The organism is Brevibacterium sp. Marseille-P9724 (assembly GCF_902500275.1).
Lineage (GTDB): Bacteria > Actinomycetota > Actinomycetes > Actinomycetales > Brevibacteriaceae > Brevibacterium.
On sequence record NZ_LR722990.1, the window covers coordinates 325,553 to 344,019 of the forward strand.

Sequence of the window (18,467 nt, forward strand, 5' to 3'; positions counted from 1 at the left end):
CATGGGCTTCTTCGACCGACTGCTGGGACGGCCCGGAGCGCAAGCAGACAAGCGCGTCGGCTGGTTCGCAAAAGCCCAAGACGACCTTGACCGCTACGGTCAGCAGTATGCGGATCTGCCAGACGAGGAACTGGCGACAACCGCGGCGGACCTGTTCACCCTCGAAGACCGGCGCGAATCACTCACCCGCTACGCCGCGCTCGTGCGCGAAGCCGCCGACAGAGCCCTTGGCGAACGGCCGTATTCGACACAGCTCAAAGGCCTCATCGGCCTTCTTGACGGCATGGTCGTGCAGATGCTCACGGGCGAGGGCAAAACCCTCGTCGGTGCCATGGCCGCCGCCGGATACGCCCTGCAGGGGCGGACAGTTCACGTAGTCAGCGTCAACGACTACCTCGCTGCTCGCGACGTCGAATGGATGCGCCCTCTGTTTGACCTGCTGGGTGTGACAGCGGCATCTGTTGGCGAAGCCGACTCGGAAGTCTCCCGTCGGGATTCCTACACACGGGAAATCGTCTACGCGTCCGTGCAGGAAGTCGGCTTCGACACTCTGCGCGACCGTTTTCTCACCCAGGGCCAGGAGCCCCGAATCGCCCAGCGTGACGTTGTGATCGTCGACGAGGCCGATTCTGTGCTCATTGACGAAGCGCGGGTTCCGCTGGTCCTGGCCGGCACCGCGAGCGTCGAACAGGCCGATGCCGAGATCACGCGGCTGGTTGGCAGCCTTGAAGCGGGCCGACACTACGAACTGGCACACGACCGCACAGCGGTGTCCTTAACAGAGAGCGGCATCGACGCAGTCGAAGAGGCCCTCGACGTTGATCTGTACGGCGACGATGCGGAGACGCTCGCCGCGGTCAACCTCGCGCTGTACGCCCTGGCTGTCGTTCACCGTGATGTCGACTACCTCGTTGTCGACGGCAGCATCAAGCTGATCTCGGATTCGCGCGGTCGCGTCGCTGACCTTCAGCGGTGGCCGGACGGACTGCAGGCGGCAGTTGAAGCCAAAGAGGGGCTGACCGCTTCTTCAACGGGCGAGATCCTCGACCAGATGACAGTTGAAGAGCTCATTCAGACGTACACCACCGTATGCGGTATGACGGGCACTGCGTTGGCAGTCGGCGATGACCTCAAGGAGTTCTATGAACTTGAGATCTGCGCTGTGGAGCCCAACGAGGACGTTATTCGCGTAGATGAGCCCGACCGTCTGTACACCTACCAGGAGTCCAAGGAACGTGCGATTGTCGACCAGGTTCTCGAGGAGCACCGCCAGGGTCGGCCCATCCTGATCGGCACCCGGTCGGTGGCCGAGTCCGAAAGCCTCGCACACAGGCTCAAACAGCGTGGAATCGACGTCAGGGTGCTCAACGCAAAAGACGATTCGCGCGAAGCCGATATCATCGCCCAAGCCGGTGAATCCGGCGCTGTGACAGTCTCCACTCAGATGGCCGGCAGGGGCACCGACATCCGCTTGGCGGGTGATAAAGCCCGCGAAGCCGGCGGTCTTCTGGTGATCGGTGCCGGTCGCTACGACTCCTCGCGCCTGGACGATCAGCTGCGGGGCCGTTCTGGCAGACAGGGCGACCCGGGAACATCCGTGTTCTTCACGAGTCTGGAAGACGAACTGCTCACACGAGTTCCGGAAATCCAGCGCTTTGTCGAAGACGGCGACGAAACCGGCTTCATCCAGTCGCGCAAAGCCGCACAGCTGGTCGAACACGCCCAGCGGATGGCAGAAGGCGAAAACACCGGTGTTCATCGTGATACCCGGCGGTTCAACGACCTCATGTCGAAACAGCGCAAGCAGGTGCTTGCACGCCGTGAGGCCATGCTGACCGAGGACTATGGGATCGACGAACTTTTGGAAAAGGTCAGCGATCGCGAAGACGTGAAGACCGCCGGTGATGACGCTGTGCGCCAGGCTCTGCGCGATATTCTCCTGTTCCAGATCGACGACCGCTGGGTGACTCACCTTGCGTTCCTCAACGATCTGCGCGAGGGGATCCACCTGCGCACACTGGCAAAAGAACGCCCCCACGAAGCGTTCAACAAAGAATCTATGGCGCAGTTCGCTCAGTTCTGGTCGGACGTGACGGCCAGCGCCGAAGAGGTCCTGGACAAAGTCGAGTTCACTGTCGACGGAGTCGACCTGCCTGCGATTGGAATGAAGAGGCCGTCATCCACGTGGACCTATGTAGCAGCCGAATCGACGTTCGGCTCTGACATTGAGGCCGTGGTGAAGCGGATTCGCCGCTGAGATCAGCGCTGCGCTGAGATCAGTACTGATCCATGACCACACCGCGGCGCACGGCGTCAGCCGCACGGGCAATCGTCGTGGCTGCTTCCGGCCCGACGACGTTCTCAATCTGGCCCAGAACGTCGAGTGTCTGTTTGGCCCACCGGACGAAGTCACCGGCGGAGATGTCCGTTCCGTCCAGAGCCGCGGCGAGGTTCTTGCCGTCGGTCCAGCGGTAGATCGGCACTGCAATACCGGAATCGGGTTCGGGGGTGATGCTCGTGCGGGTGTCGCTTTCGGTTTTGGCAAGTGTTCGCCACAGGTCTTCCAGAGCGCCCACACACTGCCGCAGAGTCTGAGTGGGCATGCGAGTGTGTGTCAGCAGTTCGCGTCGGCTTTCGTATACCAGGCACGAGGCCATCGCCGCGGCTTCGGGCTCGGTCAGCCCCTCCCACAGTCCAGCGCGAACAGACATGGCGATCAGCAGGTCGCGATCGCCGTATATGCGCCGCAGAATTGCGGTGTCATCAGGCAGGAACTCGAGTGTGCGCAGAACCGAGCAGACTCGGTCGAACACTTCGGCGATAGAGGACGTGCGCGATGTGATCTGGCTGGTGAGCTTGGCCCGGTCGCGTTCGAGCCGGTGCGCCCTTTCTGCCCACCGGGCGTGCTGTTCGCGTTCGGGACAGTCGTGGCAGGGGTGAGAGCGCATCTGCTGTCGCAGCGCCTCAACATCTTCAGAGCCGACCTTGGGTCCCTTGGTTCTGCGCACTTGGACATCGGCGGGGTCTTTGACCCGTCCCTGCGCAATCGCCTGGTCGAGGATGTCAAGCAGGCGGCTGCGCTCACGGGGATTGCGGTGGTTGAACTTCCGGGGGCTCTTGATCTTACCGAGGCTCACCGCCGGCTCAGTGACTTCATGTGGACGCAGGTGCCATACTTTGCCGGCGCTTGTGAGGACTGTCGGCAGACGCAGACCCGTGTGGTCGTTGTGCATGGGACTGAGCACAATGCAGGCGCCGAACTTCAGCCGGGACGGCAGCAGAATAACGCTGCCGAACTGCAGTTGGGACAGTGATTCGACGACATCGCGCTGTTTGAGCTTCGACCGCTGCTTACCGGCCTGCTTCTCCAACTGCGCAATCGAAAGTCGATAGCCGAAATACTCCGAGAAATCACCGCGGTCGCACTGTGCAGCCTCTGTGTAGCCGGCAAGCGCCTCGTCGGTTTTGCGCACTCGCTTGGCAAGACCGACAACAGAAGAGTCAGCTTGGTACTGGGCGAACGATGTTTCCAGCACCTTCCGCGCGTCATCGTGGGTCATACGCGCCAGCAGGTTCGCGGCCATGTTGTAGGTGGGAACAAAACGGCTGTTGAGCGCGTAGGTCCGCTTGGAGGCAAGGGAAGCGATATCGGCGACTTCGATCGTGGGGTGCCACACCGTCACGGCGTGTCCTTCAATGTCGATTCCGCGCCTGCCAGCCCGTCCAGTCAGCTGCGTGTACTCCCCCGGTGTGATCTGCACGTGAGATTCGCCGTTGAACTTCTTGAGTTTGTCGAGCACCACTGAACGCGCCGGCATGTTGATGCCCAGCGCAAGGGTTTCAGTTGCGAAGACAACCCGCATGAGCCCTTCGACGAAAAGCTTCTCGACAAGCTCTTTGAACTGCGGGATGAGTCCGGCGTGGTGCACTCCGAAACCGGACATGAGGCCTGCCGCGAATGACCGGAATCCCAGCACTCCGAGGTCTTCGGCAGTCAACGACTCTTCCAGCTCTTCCAGCGCGGCCGCGATTCGGCGTTTTTCGCTCTTCGTCGTCAGATCAAGGCCGGCCGCCAAACAGTGGTCGAGAGCTTCGTCGCAGCCTTTGCGGCTGAAGATGAAGAAAATGGCCGGCAGAAGCGAAAGCTTGTCGAGCTCAGCGATGACAGCCGCCCGAGCCGGCCGCATAAACCGGTGTCGGGCTCCGCCTCGTCGGCGGTCCCGCCGGGAGCCGAAACCGGAGTACGGCCGGACAGCCGCTTCCAGTCCTTTGTTGATGTCCCGGCCGTTAGGTGCGAACAAGGGCATGAGGTCGGTCCCGACTGCTACGTGATTGTGCAGCGGTACCGGACGGTGTTCGGAGACGATGATGTCAGTGGTGCCGCGCACCTCGGCCAGCCACGCTCCGAACTCTTCGGCATTGGACACCGTCGCCGACAGGCTCACCAGCAGGACGTGGGCCGGCAGGTGAATGATGACCTCTTCCCACACGGGTCCGCGGAACCGGTCGCCCAGGTAGTGGACTTCGTCGAGCACGACGAAGCCGAGTTCGGAAAGGTCTGTTCCCGAATAGATCATGTTGCGCAGGACCTCGGTTGTCATGACGACGATCTGCGCGTCTCGGTTGATGCTCGTATCCCCTGTCAGCAGGCCCACGCGATCAGCGCCGTAGGCGTCGACGAGCTCATTGAACTTCTGATTTGACAGGGCCTTGATCGGCGCGGTGTAGAAGACCCGCACACCGCGGGCAACCGCCAGAGCAATGGAGAACTGTGCGACAACCGTCTTGCCCGCACCCGTGGGGGCGGCGACGAGGACTGAGTGATCGGCCTGCAGACTGCGGCAGGCGCGCAGCTGGAAGTCGTCGAGTTCGTAGTCCAGGGAACGGCGGAAAGCCTCCAATGGTGAACCCGCTTCGCTCTGGCGCTGCAGAAACTGTGAATATGCGTCAGCCGGAGACAGGTTGGATTCCATGCCCCTCAGTCTACTCAGTCGATCGGTTCGACCCACGTGCCGTCGGCAATCCGGCGCCGTTTGCGACCGCGGTCAATGATCGCGCAGATCAGCCACGCCAGGAAGAACATGAACAGCATCGGAACGACCAGGTAGAACATGGACACGGCATCCGGGGTCGGCGTTGCGATTGCGGCGAACACGAATACCAGCACCACCAGCCACCGCCAAGACCTCCGAATCGTGCGGGCTGACAGAAGATCGAGCATATTGAGCCCCACCATGAGGACGGGCAGGACGAACGCAGCCCCGAAGGCGATGATGACAACGGTGACAAACGACAGGTAGTCCTGCGCCGGCACAATGTACGACGTTCCCTGAGGCACCAGGCCGCCCATAGTGCGAACAGCATTGGGCAGAGCGAAGAACGCCAGCGCCCCTCCCGCCAAGAACAGCGGGAGTGCAGTGCCGAGAAAACCCACGGTGTAGAGCTTCTCCTTGCGGTGCAGACCGGGCATGATGAACGCCCAGATCTCGTAGAGCCATACGGGTGAAGAGAGGATGATGCCGATGAAGATCGATATTTTGATCTTCATGTCAAAAGGCGACACGACACCAGCGAAGTTGAGCATCGCGGTCTTGCCTTCTGCTGCTGCAATGTCATCCAGGGGCTTCTGGAGAACTCCGAGAACACTGTCGTAGAGGAACCAGCCGATGACAGAGGCGATCAGCAGAGCAACGGCGGCCGCTATCGCCCGGTTGCGAAGCTCCCGAAAGTGGTCGAGGAGCTTCATCCGCTTCTGCGGATTGCCCTTCAGCGGCAGGCGCTTGCGCGGGCTCACTTTCGCTTGTCGTCGTCCGCTTCGGTGTAAGCAGATGCGCGGTCCTCGGCACTGTCAGAAGTGCCGGGCTGTGCGCTCTTAGATTCGATGGAACCGGGGTCCTTGGGAGCCGAGACCGTGGGTTCGTCCTTGCCGAAGTCCTTCATTTCATCGCGAAAGATCTTCATTGACTTGCCGACGTTCTTGGCAACACCGGGCAGACGCGAAGCGCCGAAGATCAGAACGATCACCAGAACGACGATGACGATTTGCCAGATTCCGGGTCTCACATGTGCTCCTTAGTTCTCAGCGTGCCCCACCAGTGTACTCGTCCTGTCCGGCATGTTCGATAACACGCGCAAGAGTGCCAAGCGAGCTGCTCAGTGCAGGCACTGGATCTGCGGAGCGGATCCAGCGACCCCAGCGCAGCATCTGGCGATCCAGCCACGCTTCCGAAAAGACGGTAATGGTGCCGTAGGCGCAGCCTTCGGAGTCGTCGAACTGAACATCGCGGAAGGCAAACTCGTCGAGGATCCAGGCGGCAGCGGAGGCAAAGCCGAACCGGTAGTCGGTCGGCTCTTCCGCTTCCTGTGGTGTGGGCACAATCTCCCTGTCGCCTTCTGCCAGTGCGGCTGATTCGATGTTGTCGACGCTGAATGTGCGCTCTCCCCCGGAGGTTTCGCAGAAGGCATCGAGATACCAGCGGCCGGCCAGGCGCAGTTCGTGCGGACGAATGACTCGGCGAGTCAGTTCGTCACGAGCGGCGACGTAGTAGTCAATCACGATCGGCGTGCCGGAAGCAGAAGCACTCTGCAGGGCACGGCGAAGATCTTCCGGGACAGTCGGAACATCGACAACCGGTTCTGTCGAACGGTCGGCCGACTGCAGCTTTGCCCGCAGGTCCTCAATGCCGTCGACGTCTGGGTTTGCAGCCTGCAGGTAGTCAAGAGCGACAACGAGGCTTGCGGCTTCGGCAGCGCTGAGCCGGACCGGAGCCGCAACCTCCGCGGCGTTGTCTACGTACACGCCGTCCGGCCCCCAGCGAGCGTCGATGAGATCATCCGGCATGTGGCCGGGGCGACCGCTGACGAACAGCAGCTGAAGGTCGTCTTCGATCGTTTCGACGGAGACGTTGAAATGCGAAGCCAGCTCTTCCAGCCGGGCGCCGGGATGAGCAGTGATGAAGGGGACCAACCCCAGCAGACGCGACAGCCGCTGCCGTGCTTCACACATGAGCGCGGTTTCCGTCCACGAGGGCGATGAGGCTCTCCAAGGTCAGCTGAGCGAGCTTCCTGTGAGCCTCTCGCAGCTCCGGCGGTGCGAGTACGCTGACGCTGTCGCCATAGCCCAGCAGTTCCTCGGCAAAGCTCTGCAGATCAGCAAACGGCACCTCGTAGGTTCCGTCTGCAGTTTCCGCGCCCCGGTGGCGAAGTGGCCTGCCCTTGCCGGGTACGAGGCGGAGCACGGCCTTCTGCGAAACCTCTGCTGGGTGTGCGGACTCCCCCACCGCGCGGGGGTCTACAGTGAAATCCGCCGGCACGGCACTGCGAAGCGAATCGTCAAGAGACGCAATGCGCCCGACAATGCGGGAGAGTCGGAACGCCCGCTGTGCCCGCCGGTTGAGGTCATAGCCGACAACATAGGTCTTTTCGCCGCGGGTCAGTAGACAGAAGCCGACGACTTCGCGGCGCTGCGGGGCAGACCCGGGTTTTCGATACTGAAAGCGCATGGGTCGGCGGTCAGCCACATATTCCATCACTTCGGCGTAGCGGTCATCCACAGAGCGCAGGTCAAAGGCTGCGTCGGTGTCGAGGCTGGCAGCCGGCTGTGCGGCCTGTCCTCGCAGCTTGTTCACGGCAGCGAGGGCCGCGCCGGAAACGGCCGAGCTGCGCACAACGTCAACAGCGGCCGCTAAAAGCGCTATGTCTTCCGGGCCCAGGTCAATGGGAGGCAGAAGGTAGTCTTCGTCGCTGATCCGATATCCGTAGGCGGATTCACCGGTGAAGGGGTCAGACCAGTCGGTCGTGCTGATCTCTATGCCCAGATCCCGAAGCGCCTTTTTGTCCCGGTTGAACATCCGGTCAAAGGCAGCGTCGTCCTTATCGCGATAGTCCTCGATGGTTTGGCGAAGTACGTCGCGGTCGATCCAACCGGAAACCGACCGCAGCGCGATGAGCAGGTTGAGCAGGCGCTCAGTCTGTCGACGCGCGCGGCCGGTCTTCGGACGGTCGAGGTCGGCCATTGTCAGGCGATGTTCTCAAGATCGCAGACGAAGATGAGTGCTTCGCCCGGCGCAATGACACCGGGGACGCCCTGGCTGCCGTAGGCCAGGTGGGAGGGAATCCGCAGGGTGCGGCGTCCGCCGACCTTCATGCCGAGCAGGCCCTGGTCCCAGCCGGGGATGACCATGCCGACGCCCACGCGGAAGTTGAGCGGCTGGCCGCGGTCCCAGCTGGCGTCAAACTGTTCGCCGGTGGAAAAGCCCACGCCGACGTAGTTGACGCTGACGGTGTCTCCGGCCTGAACAGCACGGCCGGTGCCCTCAATGTCGTCGATGATCTCGAGTTCTTCCGGGGCGGTGTCGCCGGGAAACTCGACTTCGGGTTTTGTGCGGGACACGAGGTACTCCAATCAGTTTGCGTCGAGGATGTCGACGACGAACACGAGCGTTTTGTTCGGGCCGATGTTCGGTGGGCTGCCGGCTTCCCCGTAGGCCATGTCAGGCGGTGCAATGAGCAGCACCTGCGAACCGACCTTCTGACCTGCAAGTCCCTCTGTCCAGCCCTTGATCACACCGTCAAGGGGGAAGGTCGCAGGCTGGCCGCGATCCCAGGATGAATCGAAGGTCTTCGAAGGGTCATCCCACGTCCAGCCGGAGTACTGCACGGTGACTTCCTGGTCTTTGCTGACCTTTGGGCCGTCGCCTTCAATCGTCGGCTCGACGATGAGCTTCTTCGGCGGGTCGCCCTTGGGCTTGCTGATGGACGGTTTGCCCTTGTCGTCCCGGCTGACCTGCGGGAGGTCCTTCTTCTGAGGAAGCTCCTTGCCCTCAGCGCGAGTCTTGAGCTTTCCGGTTTCGACGATGTCGATGACGTACAGGACGCTCGGGCCGTTTTCGCCCGGCGTGGCCAGCCCCACCCTGGCACCGACCTTCTGGCCGACGAGGGCATCGACGAGTTCTTTGGCAACCTGGTCATTGTCCATGGGGAAACCAGACGGTTTGCCCTGGTCGTAGGTGCTTTGGAGGTTTTTCGGATCGCTGCCGTCAATCGTCGTCATGTGGGCGGTGACCTGATCACCGTCCTTGATGACGTCCCCGTCGCCTTCGCTGTAGACCTTGGATTCAGCCTTTGCAACGGCGAAGGGAGCTTCAAACTCCACCTTCGGCTTTTTGCCGTCCTCACCGCTGACCTCAACCTTGTCGAGGCTCGTAGTCTTGGCATCCTGCACCTGCTGGGTGGCTGTGTCGTCGGCTTTCTGATCGTCGCCATTCGAACAGCCGGTCAGCAGAAGAGCTGCGATGGCGGCTGTGCCGATCACCTGTCTGCGCACGTAGATACATCCCTTTCGATAGCTCTGGCCAATCCTAGTGTGGCCAGTCTGGGGCTTGCCTGAGTGGTGGTGAGGTCAGATGACAGGTTCGGCCAAGGCCTCTGTCAAGGCGCGGGCCCTGTCGTCTTCAGTCGCGAAGGGGTCTCGGAGAACCACGGCCTTCTGGCTTTGGTCATTGACCCGCAGGTGCACCCAGTCGACGGTGAAGTCACGGCGATGTTCCAGGGCCTGCGCGATGAATTCGCCGCGCAGCCTGGCCCTGGTGCTCTGTGGTGGTGTTGCCATTGCCCGCTGGGAAGCTTCAAGCGGCACAGCGCGCCTGGCCAAGCCGGCTTGTTCCAGTTTCGGGAACAGGCCGATGCCGGGGGTGACATCGTGGTAGGCGTAGTCGAGCCGGGTGATCTTCGGATCTTTCAGGCTCAGGCCTTCACGTTCGACGTAGCGGTCGAAGAGCTTCTTTTTGATGACCCAGTCGATTTCCGTTTCGACCGAGCTGAAATCTCCGCTCTCAACGGCTTCGAGCACTCGCTTCCAGCGATCGAGCACTCGCCGGGCTGTGTCGTCGGAGCCGAGGCTGTGGTCGCCCCTGTCTGCAAGTTTCGCTGCGTGCTCCCAGTAGAAGCTCAGCAGCCCAAGCGGGGTTGTCGTTTCGCCCGAACGCAGTTCCAGCTGGGCTGTTCCGGTGAGGTCGCGGGCCACGGTGCGAATGTCCCGAATGGGATTGCGCAGAGTGTGGTCGGCAAGCGGCACACCGGATTCGAGTAGGTCGAGCACCAGGCCGGCGGAGCCGACTTTGAGCTCCGTGGTGGTCTGCGACATTGAAGAATCGCCGACGATCACGTGCAGGCGGCGGTACTTTTCAGCATCAGCGTGCGGTTCGTCGCGGGCGTTGATGATCGGCCTGGACCGGGTTGTCACTGAGGACACGCCTTCCCACATGACATCGGAACGGCCGGACAGGCCGTAGACAACATCGCCGTGCATGGTTTCGACCTTGGTGGCGTGGCCGCTGAGTGAGGCCCGCTGGGAATCAGCGGCGGGCATATCGGTGCTGGCCCGGGCGGGAATAACGCAGCCGGCCCCGGCGATGAGCTGGCGGACGACGAGGAACGGCAGAAGCGAGGTTGTCAGACGCGTGAAGTCCATGGTGCGGCGCACCAGGAAGTTTTCGTGGCTGCCGAACGAATTTCCAGCCGAGTCGCGGTTGTTCTTCAGCATGTGTGCCGTGCCGGTCAAACCGTCGGCGGCAAGTTCACGCTGAGCGATTTCCAGGTTCTGGGTCAGAAGCAGGGTTCCGGCTTCTTCTTGGGCGATGAGCTCATCGACAGAAGAGCACTCCGCCGTCGCGTACTCGGGGTGGGAGCCGACATCCAGATAGAGGCGACCGCCGTTGGCCAAGAAGGCGTTCGACGAACGGAATCGGCTGACAACCGGTTTGAACAGGTAGCGCGCCGTTTCCTCCGGACCCAGGTGGCGGCCCCCGTTGGCTGAATAGGTCAGACCGTATTCGGTCTCAATGCCGTAGATGCGCTTCATGCTTCGCCCCCGAGGATCTGCTTGACAGCTTCTGTGTTCTGTCGGCGGAAGGTCCTGTGTCCCTCGGCGCTGCGGTCAAGCAGAGCCGCTTCGATGTGCTGAGCGGGAATCGGGCCGTCGGCACCCAGGGTGCTGGCTGCCCACCGCAGAACCTCTGCACTCGTCATAGCCGATGTGTCGATGTCAGTAAGCGCCCGACCGTGGGCTTCGGAGTCTCCCCCGATGACCACGGCACTGGCTTCGTCTGCAACCGAACCGTCATAGGACAGCCGGTAGATTCTGTCGCCTTCGGGGTCCACACCGAGTTCAGCGACGATGATTTCGACTTCAAAGGGTTTGGATTCCGTTGTGAAGACAGATGCCAGCGTCTGAGCGTAGGCATTTGTCAGACCCCGGGCGGTCACGTCTGCCCTGTCGTAGGAATAGCCGCGCAGGTCCGCGTAGCGAACACCGGCCTGGCGCAGTGATTCGAACTCGTTGTACTTGCCGACTGCGGCAAAGCCGATTCTGTCGTAGATTTCGGCGATCTTGTGCAGTGTGGTTGACGGATTCTCTGCGATCAGTGCGATCCCGTCTGAGCACCGGGCAACCAGGACGCAGCGCCCGCGTGAAATGCCCTTCCGGGCGAACTCCGCGCGGTCTTTCATCAGCTGTTCGGGTGAAACATAGAAGGGCATGCTCATGCGGAACCGCCTCCTCGCCGTGCGGCGACATCGGCCGCGGCAGCCAGAATGACGTCGGCTTGGACTTCACGCACTCCCTCGGAATCAACCACCATCATGGTCGGTCCGATTCGACGGATGAGGTCCGGTCCGGCAGTTCCGGAATCGTCATCGGCGGCATCGAAGAGCGCCTCGACCGCGACCTCGACTGCGGCACCTTCACTGAGGCCTGGCTTCCACCTCTTTTTGAGCGAACCGCGGGCGAAAGTCGAACCGGAGCCCACCGAGTGGTAGTCCTGCTCTTCGTATCTGCCCCCGGTGACATCGAACGAGAAGATCCGGCCGGGAGTATCACCGTCCGCTTTTTGGTCAACCCCGGCAAACAGCGGCACCACCGCCAGACCGCGCAGCGCGGAACCGAGGTTGGCTCGCAGCATCGAGGCCAGCCGGTTGGCTTTGCCGTCCAGGGAGAGGACCGTGCCCTCGATCTTTTCGTAGTGCTCAAGTTCAAGCTGGAAGAGTCGGACGAGCTCAAGTGCGATGCCCGCCGTGCCGGCGATGCCGACAACTGAACCGTCGTCGGCCCTGTGCACTTTCTCCATCGTCCGGCTGGCGATGAGCGAGCCGATTGTCGCCCGGCGGTCACCGGCCATGAGAACACCGTCGGCCGTTGTCAGCGCGACGATAGTCGTAGCGTGCGGGGCGATGTTCTCGGCAGCCGCTGCCTGCGCAGAGGGAAGCACGTGCGGGGCGACTTCGCGTGCGAACTCAACGAACGAGTTCGAGGCGGTGCTGAGGTAGGCGGCTGACAGTCCTGTCACTGTCCGCCTTTCTGCACGAAGTTCTTCACGAAGTCTTCGGCATTGGTCTCCAGAACGGAGTCGATGTCGTCGAGGATGTCGTCAAGCCCCTGCGTGTTGATCTGGGCCTGGCCGCCGCCGAGACCCAGGTCGCCGGATTCTTCCGGGCCTTCTCCTCCGCCCGAGTGCCTGTGGATCTGATCCTGACCAGCCATTGTGCTCACATCCCGTAGTCGTCAGTGTTGTTGTCTTTGATTGTAGTGACCCCGAGTGCCGCCAACAGCGATTCGGTGTCGACAGCTGTGCTCAGCCGGTCTTCCAGCAGAGCGCGCGTGCCCTTGAGCGGTTCGCTCATGGGGATCCTGACGGCGGATTCGCCGCGGCGCATGACGATTGACTCCCAGCTGGCTGCAACCAGGTCATCGCGCAGTCTGTCGACAACCGTGCCGCGCAGGTAGGCGCGCGTGTCATCCGGTGGTGTCGTCATGGCCCGCCGCACCTCGTCATCGGTCGTCAGTCGGCGGAAGCGCCCGGCACGTTCCAGCCGATAGAACAGTCCCTTCTCCTGGCGGACGTCGGTGTACTGGACGTCGATGAGGGCCAGCTTGGGGTTGTCCCACTCGAGTCCTTCGCGCTGTCGATAGCCGTTCATGAGCGACAGTTTGGCCACCCAGTCAATCGAGTCCGCAAGCGTCATGGGATCGGCTGCAAGACCGGTGAGCAGACGATCCCATTCGGCCAGCACCTGAGCGGTCTGCTCGTCATCGGGATTTGCTGCCTTAGCGGCCGCCGCATAGAACGCGCGCTGGATCTCCAGCGCCGTCATGGTCGATCCGTCGGTCAACTCCAGTGGTGCGCTGAGACTGAGGTCGTGAGACACCGTCTGCAGGGCGGTGACGGGATCGGCCAGTTCGATTTGGGGCGCCAGTCCCTGCTCGATCAGACCCAGCACGAGGCTGGTGGAGCCGAAGCGCACGAACGTGGCGACTTCGGCCAGCGTCGCATCGCCGATGATCACGTGCAGGCGCCGGTACTTGACGGCATCTGCGTGCGGTTCATCGCGGGTGTTGACTATGGGTCGGCGCAGGGTCGTCTCCAAGCCGACGCACTCTTCGAAGAAGTCGGCCCGCTGGGAGATCTGGAAGCCGGGCGCTTCACCCTCCCGTCCGATGCCCACTTTGCCGGCTCCGCACAGAATCTGGCGGGTGGCGAAGAAGGGCAGCAGGCCCTCGGTGATCTTTTCGAACTCGACACTGCGGTCGACGAGGTAGTTCTCGTGTGTGCCGTAAGACGCTCCCTTGGAGTCGGTGTTGTTCTTGTACAGGTCGACCGGCTGGCCTGTTGAGAGCAGCTGATGCACCGCCGCTTCGGCCACCCGGTCCCCTGCGCGGTCCCACGTGACGATGTCGCGGGGGTTTGTGACCTCGGGCGATGAATATTCGGGGTGAGCGTGGTCAACGTAGAGGCGCGCGCCGTTTTCCAGCACCACATTGGCAAGGTACTGCGCTTCCGGCTGTTCCTGCGGCAGGTGAGTCAGCTGGGATTCGTGTGCATCGGCCAGGTTCATGAGGAAGCCCCGGGCATCTGCCAGCGGCGTTTCTGAGCCGAAGTCCCAGAAGCTCTGGGCGGATTTCAGACCGCGAGGCCCAGCGTAGGCGTCGACGACGCGCGCGGAGTCGCGCATGGGGGCTTGCGGGCGACCGCCTACGGCGACGATGCCGAACTCGGTTTCGGAGCCCATGATCCGCTGGACGGTGATCATTGTGCCTCACTGCCTTTCGTAGACTTTGGTCTGTGGCTAAGCGTTCTTCTCGTATTTCTCATATCCTGACCGCCCTCGCAGCCGACATCGTCCTGGTGGTTGCCTTTGCGGCTGTCGGCTTCTACACCCACGCCCAGGTTCTCACGCTCGACGGAGTTGTTCAGACATCGTGGCCGTTCCTGGTAGGCCTTGCGTGCGCGTGGATCCTCAGCGCCGCATGGACTGCTCCCCTGGCGCCCATGCGCACCGGCGTCGCAATCTGGTCGACGACTGTTCTGGTTGGCATGATCACCCGCTTTTCGTTCGGGGCGGGAATCGCCGGACCGTTCATCATCGTTGCCTCCGCGATGAATTTCCTGACCCTCGTGGGCTGGCGTGTGATCGCCCGCGCTGTCGGCGGGCGATCAGCCAAAGGCTGATCCTAACCGGCAGACATCGCCTCAGATGAGGCTGCTGTCTCCGCGTGCGGTCTGAACTGACGAGGTGTCGCTCTCGGCAGCCGTGTCTGTGCGGCTCTCGCGGTCGGCGACATCGGCAGCCAGGACCAGGTGGGTGATCCTTTCGCCCTTGCGTCCGGAGATGCGGGCCCATTCGTCCGGGTTTGTGGTGTTCGGCAGGTCTTCGTGTTCGCTGAATTCTTCGCGAATCGCCCGGTAGAGGTGATCCCACGTGATGCCGTGCTCACCCAGGTCGAGGTAGGCCTTGATGGCGTGCTTCTTCGCCCGGTCGACGACATTGGAGATCATGGCTCCCGAGGTGAACTCGGCGAAGTAGAGCATTTCGCGGCGGCCGTTTGCGTAGGTGACTTCGACGAAGCGGTTGCGGTCGGTCTGTGCGTACATTTCTTCAACACAGCGTTCGATCAGGCTGTCCACGGCGGCCGCCTTGGTCGTCGTGATCTCGGACTCGGCAATCGGCAGCTGTTCTGTCAGGTATTTGCTGAAGATGTCCTTGGCGCCATCCCGGTCGGGGCGCTCAATGCGTATCTTCACGTCGAGACGACCAGGGCGCAGAATCGCGGGGTCGATCAGGTCTTCGCGGTTGGACGCGCCGATCACGATGACATTGTCAAGCTGTTCTACTCCGTCGATCTCGGTCAGCAGCTGGGGAACGATCGTGGTTTCGACATCGGAGGACTTGCCGGTTCCGCGAGTGCGGAAGAGTGCTTCCATTTCGTCGAAGAAGACGACCACGGGTGAACCCGCTGTGGCCTTTTCGCGGGCGCGGGCGAAGATGGTCCGCAGCTGGCGTTCGGTTTCGCCGACGTATTTGTCCAGAAGCTCTGGGCCCTTGATGTTGAGGAAGTAGGAGCGGGTGTTCTCCCCGCCGCGGCGTTGGGCCAGTGAGTTCGCAACGGCTTTGGCGATGAGGGTCTTTCCATTGCCGGGAGGTCCGTACAGCAGGATTCCCTTGGGTGGTTTGAGGCCGTGTTCGGTGTACAGCTGCGGGTGTTCGAAGGGAAGTTCGACGGCATCGCGGATTTCGCTGATCTGGGCGGACAGACCGCCGATGTCGGAATAGGAGATGTCCGGAACTGTTTCGAGCATGAGCGAAGCTGTTTCGGCCCTTTCGAGTCTTTCGACAACGAGGCCGCTGCGGGAATCGAAGACGAGGGAATCGCCCACCCGAACCCGGGTGTCGCGCAGTGGCTGGGCGAGTGTGACGACGCGCTCTTCGTCGGTTGAGGTTGCGGCGAGCACTCGCGTGTCGTCAATGAGTTCGCGCACTGTCACAACCGAACCTTCGTCAATGAAGCCGAGAGCCTCCACGATCACCAGGCCCTCGGTCAGTCGGACGCGACGGCCCGGTGTGAGCTCTCGCAGAGGAACCTCCGTGCTCACAGACAGGCGCATGGGCCTGCCTGCGTAGTGGACGTCGGCGAAGACAACATCGCCATCGCGCACGGTGCCGAGCACAACCGCGTAGGAATTGGGCGGTTCTGCAATCCTCTCAGCTTCGGTCTTGAGACGGTCGAGTTCCGCACGTGCGGATTTCAGAGCTGTGCTGAGCTGTTCGTTGCGCTGGGAAGCTGAAAACAGCTGCTGTCGGAGGCCTGCCGCGTCCTGGCGGACTTTCGACAGTTCTTGTCGCATTGTCGAATCATCCATTGAGCTCTCCTTCGCTGCTGAGAATGTCGAGACGGGAACCCGCCTCGCGGACGGAACGGCGGATCTTCTTCGCTGTGGGGTATTTGACCCCAACGGATTCGTCTGTGACTTCGGGACCGAACCAGACATCGAGGTCGCGCTGATCAGGAGGCGCCTGCTGACCTCGTTTGGTCCGGCGCAGCGGAGTCGTCCCCTGAGCCACGCGGCGAGCAAAGACGAGGAATCCCGTGTGGCCTATCATGCGGTGCTCGGGTCGCACAGCCAAACCGTCCAGGTGCCAGTCGCGGATCGTTGATTCCAAAGCGTGCGGTTTGGTGTAGTCGCCTGATTCCTGCAGTGCCTGCACGGTGCGGGACATCTGAGTGACGGTTGCAACGTAGACGATGAGCACACCGCCGGGAACGAGGGCTTCCGTCACAGCGTCCAGGCAGTCCCAGGGGGCGAGCATGTCAAGCACAACGCGGTCGACTTCGCCTGGGCCATAGGCTTTGGGGAGCTCTTCGGCGAGATCCCCCACGGTGATATTCCACGCGGGGTGCGGGCCTGCAAAGAAATCCGAGATATTGCCCTCGGCAATCTGGGCGAACTCTTCGCGCAGCTCAAAGGAGTGCACGCTGCCGGAATCGCCGACAGCCCGCAGGAGGGCGATGGTGAGAGCTCCCGAGCCCACACCGGCCTCAACGACCCGCGCTCCGGGGAAGATATCGCCGAAGCCCGTGATGAGGGCTGCGTCTTTTGGATAGATGATGGCCGCACCGCGCGGCATAGACAGAACAAAGTCGGAGTACAGGGGCTTGAGCACCTGGTACTCGACGCCGACGGAGTTGCGCACCGTCGTGCCGTCGGGGCCTCCGATGACGTCATCGTGGGAGATGATGCCCCGATGCGTGTGAAACTCCCCGCCGGGCTTGAGGACGATCGTGTTCATCCGGCCTTTGGAATCGGTCAGCTGGACCTTGTCCCCTGCCTTGAGAAGACCGCGACGGTCATCGGCTCCGGTCGGAGCGGGTGCAGATTCGTGGCTCATGATTGACCAGTCTAGCCGGGTGGTCTCTGCCTCAGACGCCCCTCGTGTCAGGCCTCAGTCTTCGAGAAGTTCGTGGAAGAACTCCTGCAGGTCGATGATGCCGGCGAGCGAAGAGCCTTCCATGATGAGGCAGAACTGGGCTTTGGGCCTGTGGGTGAGCGATTCGAGCAGGTGCGGGGCGGAAATTCCCCGGGGCACGCCGATCCAAGCCCCCAGCGGGCTGGAGAAGTCTCCGGCGACGGCCGCTCCCGGCCCGCCGACGGTCGTTGCCGATCTTTCGGCCAGCTGTCGCTTGAGCAGGCCGTTGGGCAGTCCGGAACGGTCAAGGATGACGACGAGGGCAGGGTCGCTGCCCTTGCCCGCGGCATCGGCAGCGCGCAGCGTTTCTTGGACATCCGCGTCATAGGCGGCTGCGATAGCAGGCTGAATGACCTGGTCGAGGTCGTAGGTTTCCATGCGGCGGGCGCGCTTGGCGTGCGCGGCGGCGTCGGCGGCTGAGACCCACAGCATCACCGCGATGGCAGTCGTCCAGATGATGGTGACGAAATCCGGCTTTGCCCCTGTCATATAGGGATAGGCTATGGCGCCGAGGACGAATCCGACCGCAACGATTCGGCCGATCATGCTTGCGATCACGGTGCCGCGGAACTGGCTGCCGGTGAACCGCCAGATAAGGGCCTGCAGCGCCCAACCGCCGTCGAGCGGAATGCCGGGCAGCAGATTGATCACGCCGAGTGCCACGTTGGCAAACGTCAGTGCGGCGCACAGCAGCCACAGCACGCTGCCCCCGTCGGAGTGATTCATGCCGATCCAGCCGATTGCCGCCAATATGATGTTGACAACGGGTCCGACGACCGAAACGTAGAAGCTCGTCATCGAGGTGCGCTTGAAGTCGTCATCGATCTTCGGTTCGAACTTAGTGAAGCCGCCCCATACGTTGAGCTCGATGACAGACACCTTCTGCCCGCCGAGCGTGCCGGCAACACCGTGAGCGAACTCGTGCAGGAAGACCGACGCGAAAAGCAGAATCGCATAGAGGAACGCGACGAACATCGACGTTGCTATGGTCATGCTGGGTGACAGGGTGCGAATGAACGGCGCCAGCAGGGCCGTGATGAGAATCGCCGCAATAAACCACGTCCATGACAGCACAATGGGCGCACCGAGGGCGCGACCGATCACGAGGCCGCCGGCGGTGCCGTCCTTGCTAGCATTCGCTTGTGCCATATGCGACATCATAACCGGCA

17 protein-coding genes are annotated in these 18,467 nt (G+C 62.2%); 2 read left to right on the top strand and 15 right to left on the bottom strand.

Annotated features, from left to right (window positions below):
• The first annotated feature begins 1 nt into the window (after window position 1).
• Complete coding sequence (secA2, locus tag GC119_RS01585) at window positions 2-2,257, top strand: accessory Sec system translocase SecA2 (RefSeq protein WP_151952278.1); 2,256 nt, start codon at window positions 2-4, stop codon at window positions 2,255-2,257.
• Between the two features lie 19 nt (window positions 2,258-2,276).
• Here the strand turns inward: secA2 and GC119_RS01590 are convergent, their stop codons facing one another.
• The 12 genes from GC119_RS01590 to dop form a co-directional block, all read right to left on the bottom strand.
• On the bottom strand, window positions 2,277-4,973 hold the full coding sequence (locus GC119_RS01590; RefSeq protein ID WP_151952279.1) for a DEAD/DEAH box helicase: 2,697 nt from the start codon (window positions 4,971-4,973) through the stop codon (window positions 2,277-2,279).
• A 14-nt stretch (window positions 4,974-4,987) separates the two neighbouring features.
• The gene (gene tatC / locus GC119_RS01595) at window positions 4,988-5,794 is read right to left on the bottom strand and encodes a twin-arginine translocase subunit TatC (RefSeq protein ID WP_083304037.1); all 807 of its coding nucleotides are present in this window, start codon (window positions 5,792-5,794) and stop codon (window positions 4,988-4,990) included.
• Entirely contained in the window at window positions 5,791-6,063 is a 273-nt protein-coding gene (gene tatA / locus GC119_RS01600; protein WP_070572765.1) for a twin-arginine translocase TatA/TatE family subunit, read from the bottom strand. Before tatA ends, tatC begins: the two co-directional genes overlap by 4 nt.
• Before the next feature lie 16 nt (window positions 6,064-6,079).
• Window positions 6,080-7,006: a WYL domain-containing protein gene (locus tag GC119_RS01605; RefSeq protein ID WP_070572763.1), complete on the bottom strand. Its 927-nt coding sequence runs from the start codon at window positions 7,004-7,006 to the stop codon at window positions 6,080-6,082.
• On the bottom strand, window positions 6,999-8,015 hold the full coding sequence (locus tag GC119_RS01610; RefSeq protein ID WP_151952280.1) for a helix-turn-helix transcriptional regulator: 1,017 nt from the start codon (window positions 8,013-8,015) through the stop codon (window positions 6,999-7,001). The genes GC119_RS01605 and GC119_RS01610 overlap by 8 nt, the downstream gene beginning before the upstream one ends.
• 2 nt (window positions 8,016-8,017) lie before the next feature.
• On the bottom strand, window positions 8,018-8,392 hold the full coding sequence (locus GC119_RS01615) for an FKBP-type peptidyl-prolyl cis-trans isomerase (protein WP_070572760.1): 375 nt from the start codon (window positions 8,390-8,392) through the stop codon (window positions 8,018-8,020).
• A gap of 12 nt (window positions 8,393-8,404) precedes the next feature.
• Window positions 8,405-9,325: an FKBP-type peptidyl-prolyl cis-trans isomerase gene (locus GC119_RS01620; protein WP_151952281.1), complete on the bottom strand. Its 921-nt coding sequence runs from the start codon at window positions 9,323-9,325 to the stop codon at window positions 8,405-8,407.
• 75 nt (window positions 9,326-9,400) lie between these two features.
• Window positions 9,401-10,861: a Pup--protein ligase gene (gene pafA, locus GC119_RS01625; protein ID WP_151952282.1), complete on the bottom strand. Its 1,461-nt coding sequence runs from the start codon at window positions 10,859-10,861 to the stop codon at window positions 9,401-9,403.
• Entirely contained in the window at window positions 10,858-11,544 is a 687-nt protein-coding gene (gene prcA / locus GC119_RS01630) for a proteasome subunit alpha (RefSeq protein ID WP_070572755.1), read from the bottom strand. The genes pafA and prcA overlap by 4 nt, the downstream gene beginning before the upstream one ends.
• The gene (gene prcB, locus GC119_RS01635) at window positions 11,541-12,344 is read right to left on the bottom strand and encodes a proteasome subunit beta (RefSeq protein WP_070572754.1); all 804 of its coding nucleotides are present in this window, start codon (window positions 12,342-12,344) and stop codon (window positions 11,541-11,543) included. Before prcB ends, prcA begins: the two co-directional genes overlap by 4 nt.
• Window positions 12,341-12,538 (bottom strand): ubiquitin-like protein Pup, encoded by a 198-nt coding sequence (locus GC119_RS01640; protein ID WP_070572752.1) that lies wholly within the window; start codon window positions 12,536-12,538, stop codon window positions 12,341-12,343. Before GC119_RS01640 ends, prcB begins: the two co-directional genes overlap by 4 nt.
• A gap of 5 nt (window positions 12,539-12,543) precedes the next feature.
• A complete protein-coding gene (dop, locus tag GC119_RS01645; RefSeq protein ID WP_176745863.1) occupies window positions 12,544-14,085 on the bottom strand; it encodes a depupylase/deamidase Dop in 1,542 nt (513 codons plus the stop codon).
• A gap of 32 nt (window positions 14,086-14,117) precedes the next feature.
• Here dop and GC119_RS01650 point away from each other — a divergent pair, with 32 nt between their 5' ends.
• Window positions 14,118-14,504 (top strand): DUF3054 domain-containing protein, encoded by a 387-nt coding sequence (locus GC119_RS01650; protein ID WP_070572749.1) that lies wholly within the window; start codon window positions 14,118-14,120, stop codon window positions 14,502-14,504.
• Window positions 14,505-14,525: 21 nt separating this feature from the next.
• Here GC119_RS01650 and arc read toward each other — a convergent pair whose 3' ends face one another.
• From arc to GC119_RS01665, 3 genes are read right to left on the bottom strand one after another with little or no spacing between them, the layout of a single operon-like run.
• Window positions 14,526-16,193 (bottom strand): proteasome ATPase, encoded by a 1,668-nt coding sequence (gene arc, locus GC119_RS01655; protein WP_151952283.1) that lies wholly within the window; start codon window positions 16,191-16,193, stop codon window positions 14,526-14,528.
• A complete protein-coding gene (locus GC119_RS01660; protein ID WP_151952284.1) occupies window positions 16,186-17,220 on the bottom strand; it encodes a tRNA (adenine-N1)-methyltransferase in 1,035 nt (344 codons plus the stop codon). Before GC119_RS01660 ends, arc begins: the two co-directional genes overlap by 8 nt.
• A gap of 54 nt (window positions 17,221-17,274) precedes the next feature.
• Window positions 17,275-18,447 carry a site-2 protease family protein gene (locus GC119_RS01665; RefSeq protein ID WP_070572744.1) on the bottom strand — a complete coding sequence of 391 codons (1,173 nt, stop codon included), beginning with the start codon at window positions 18,445-18,447 and terminating at the stop codon, window positions 17,275-17,277.
• Window positions 18,448-18,467: the final 20 nt, after the last annotated feature.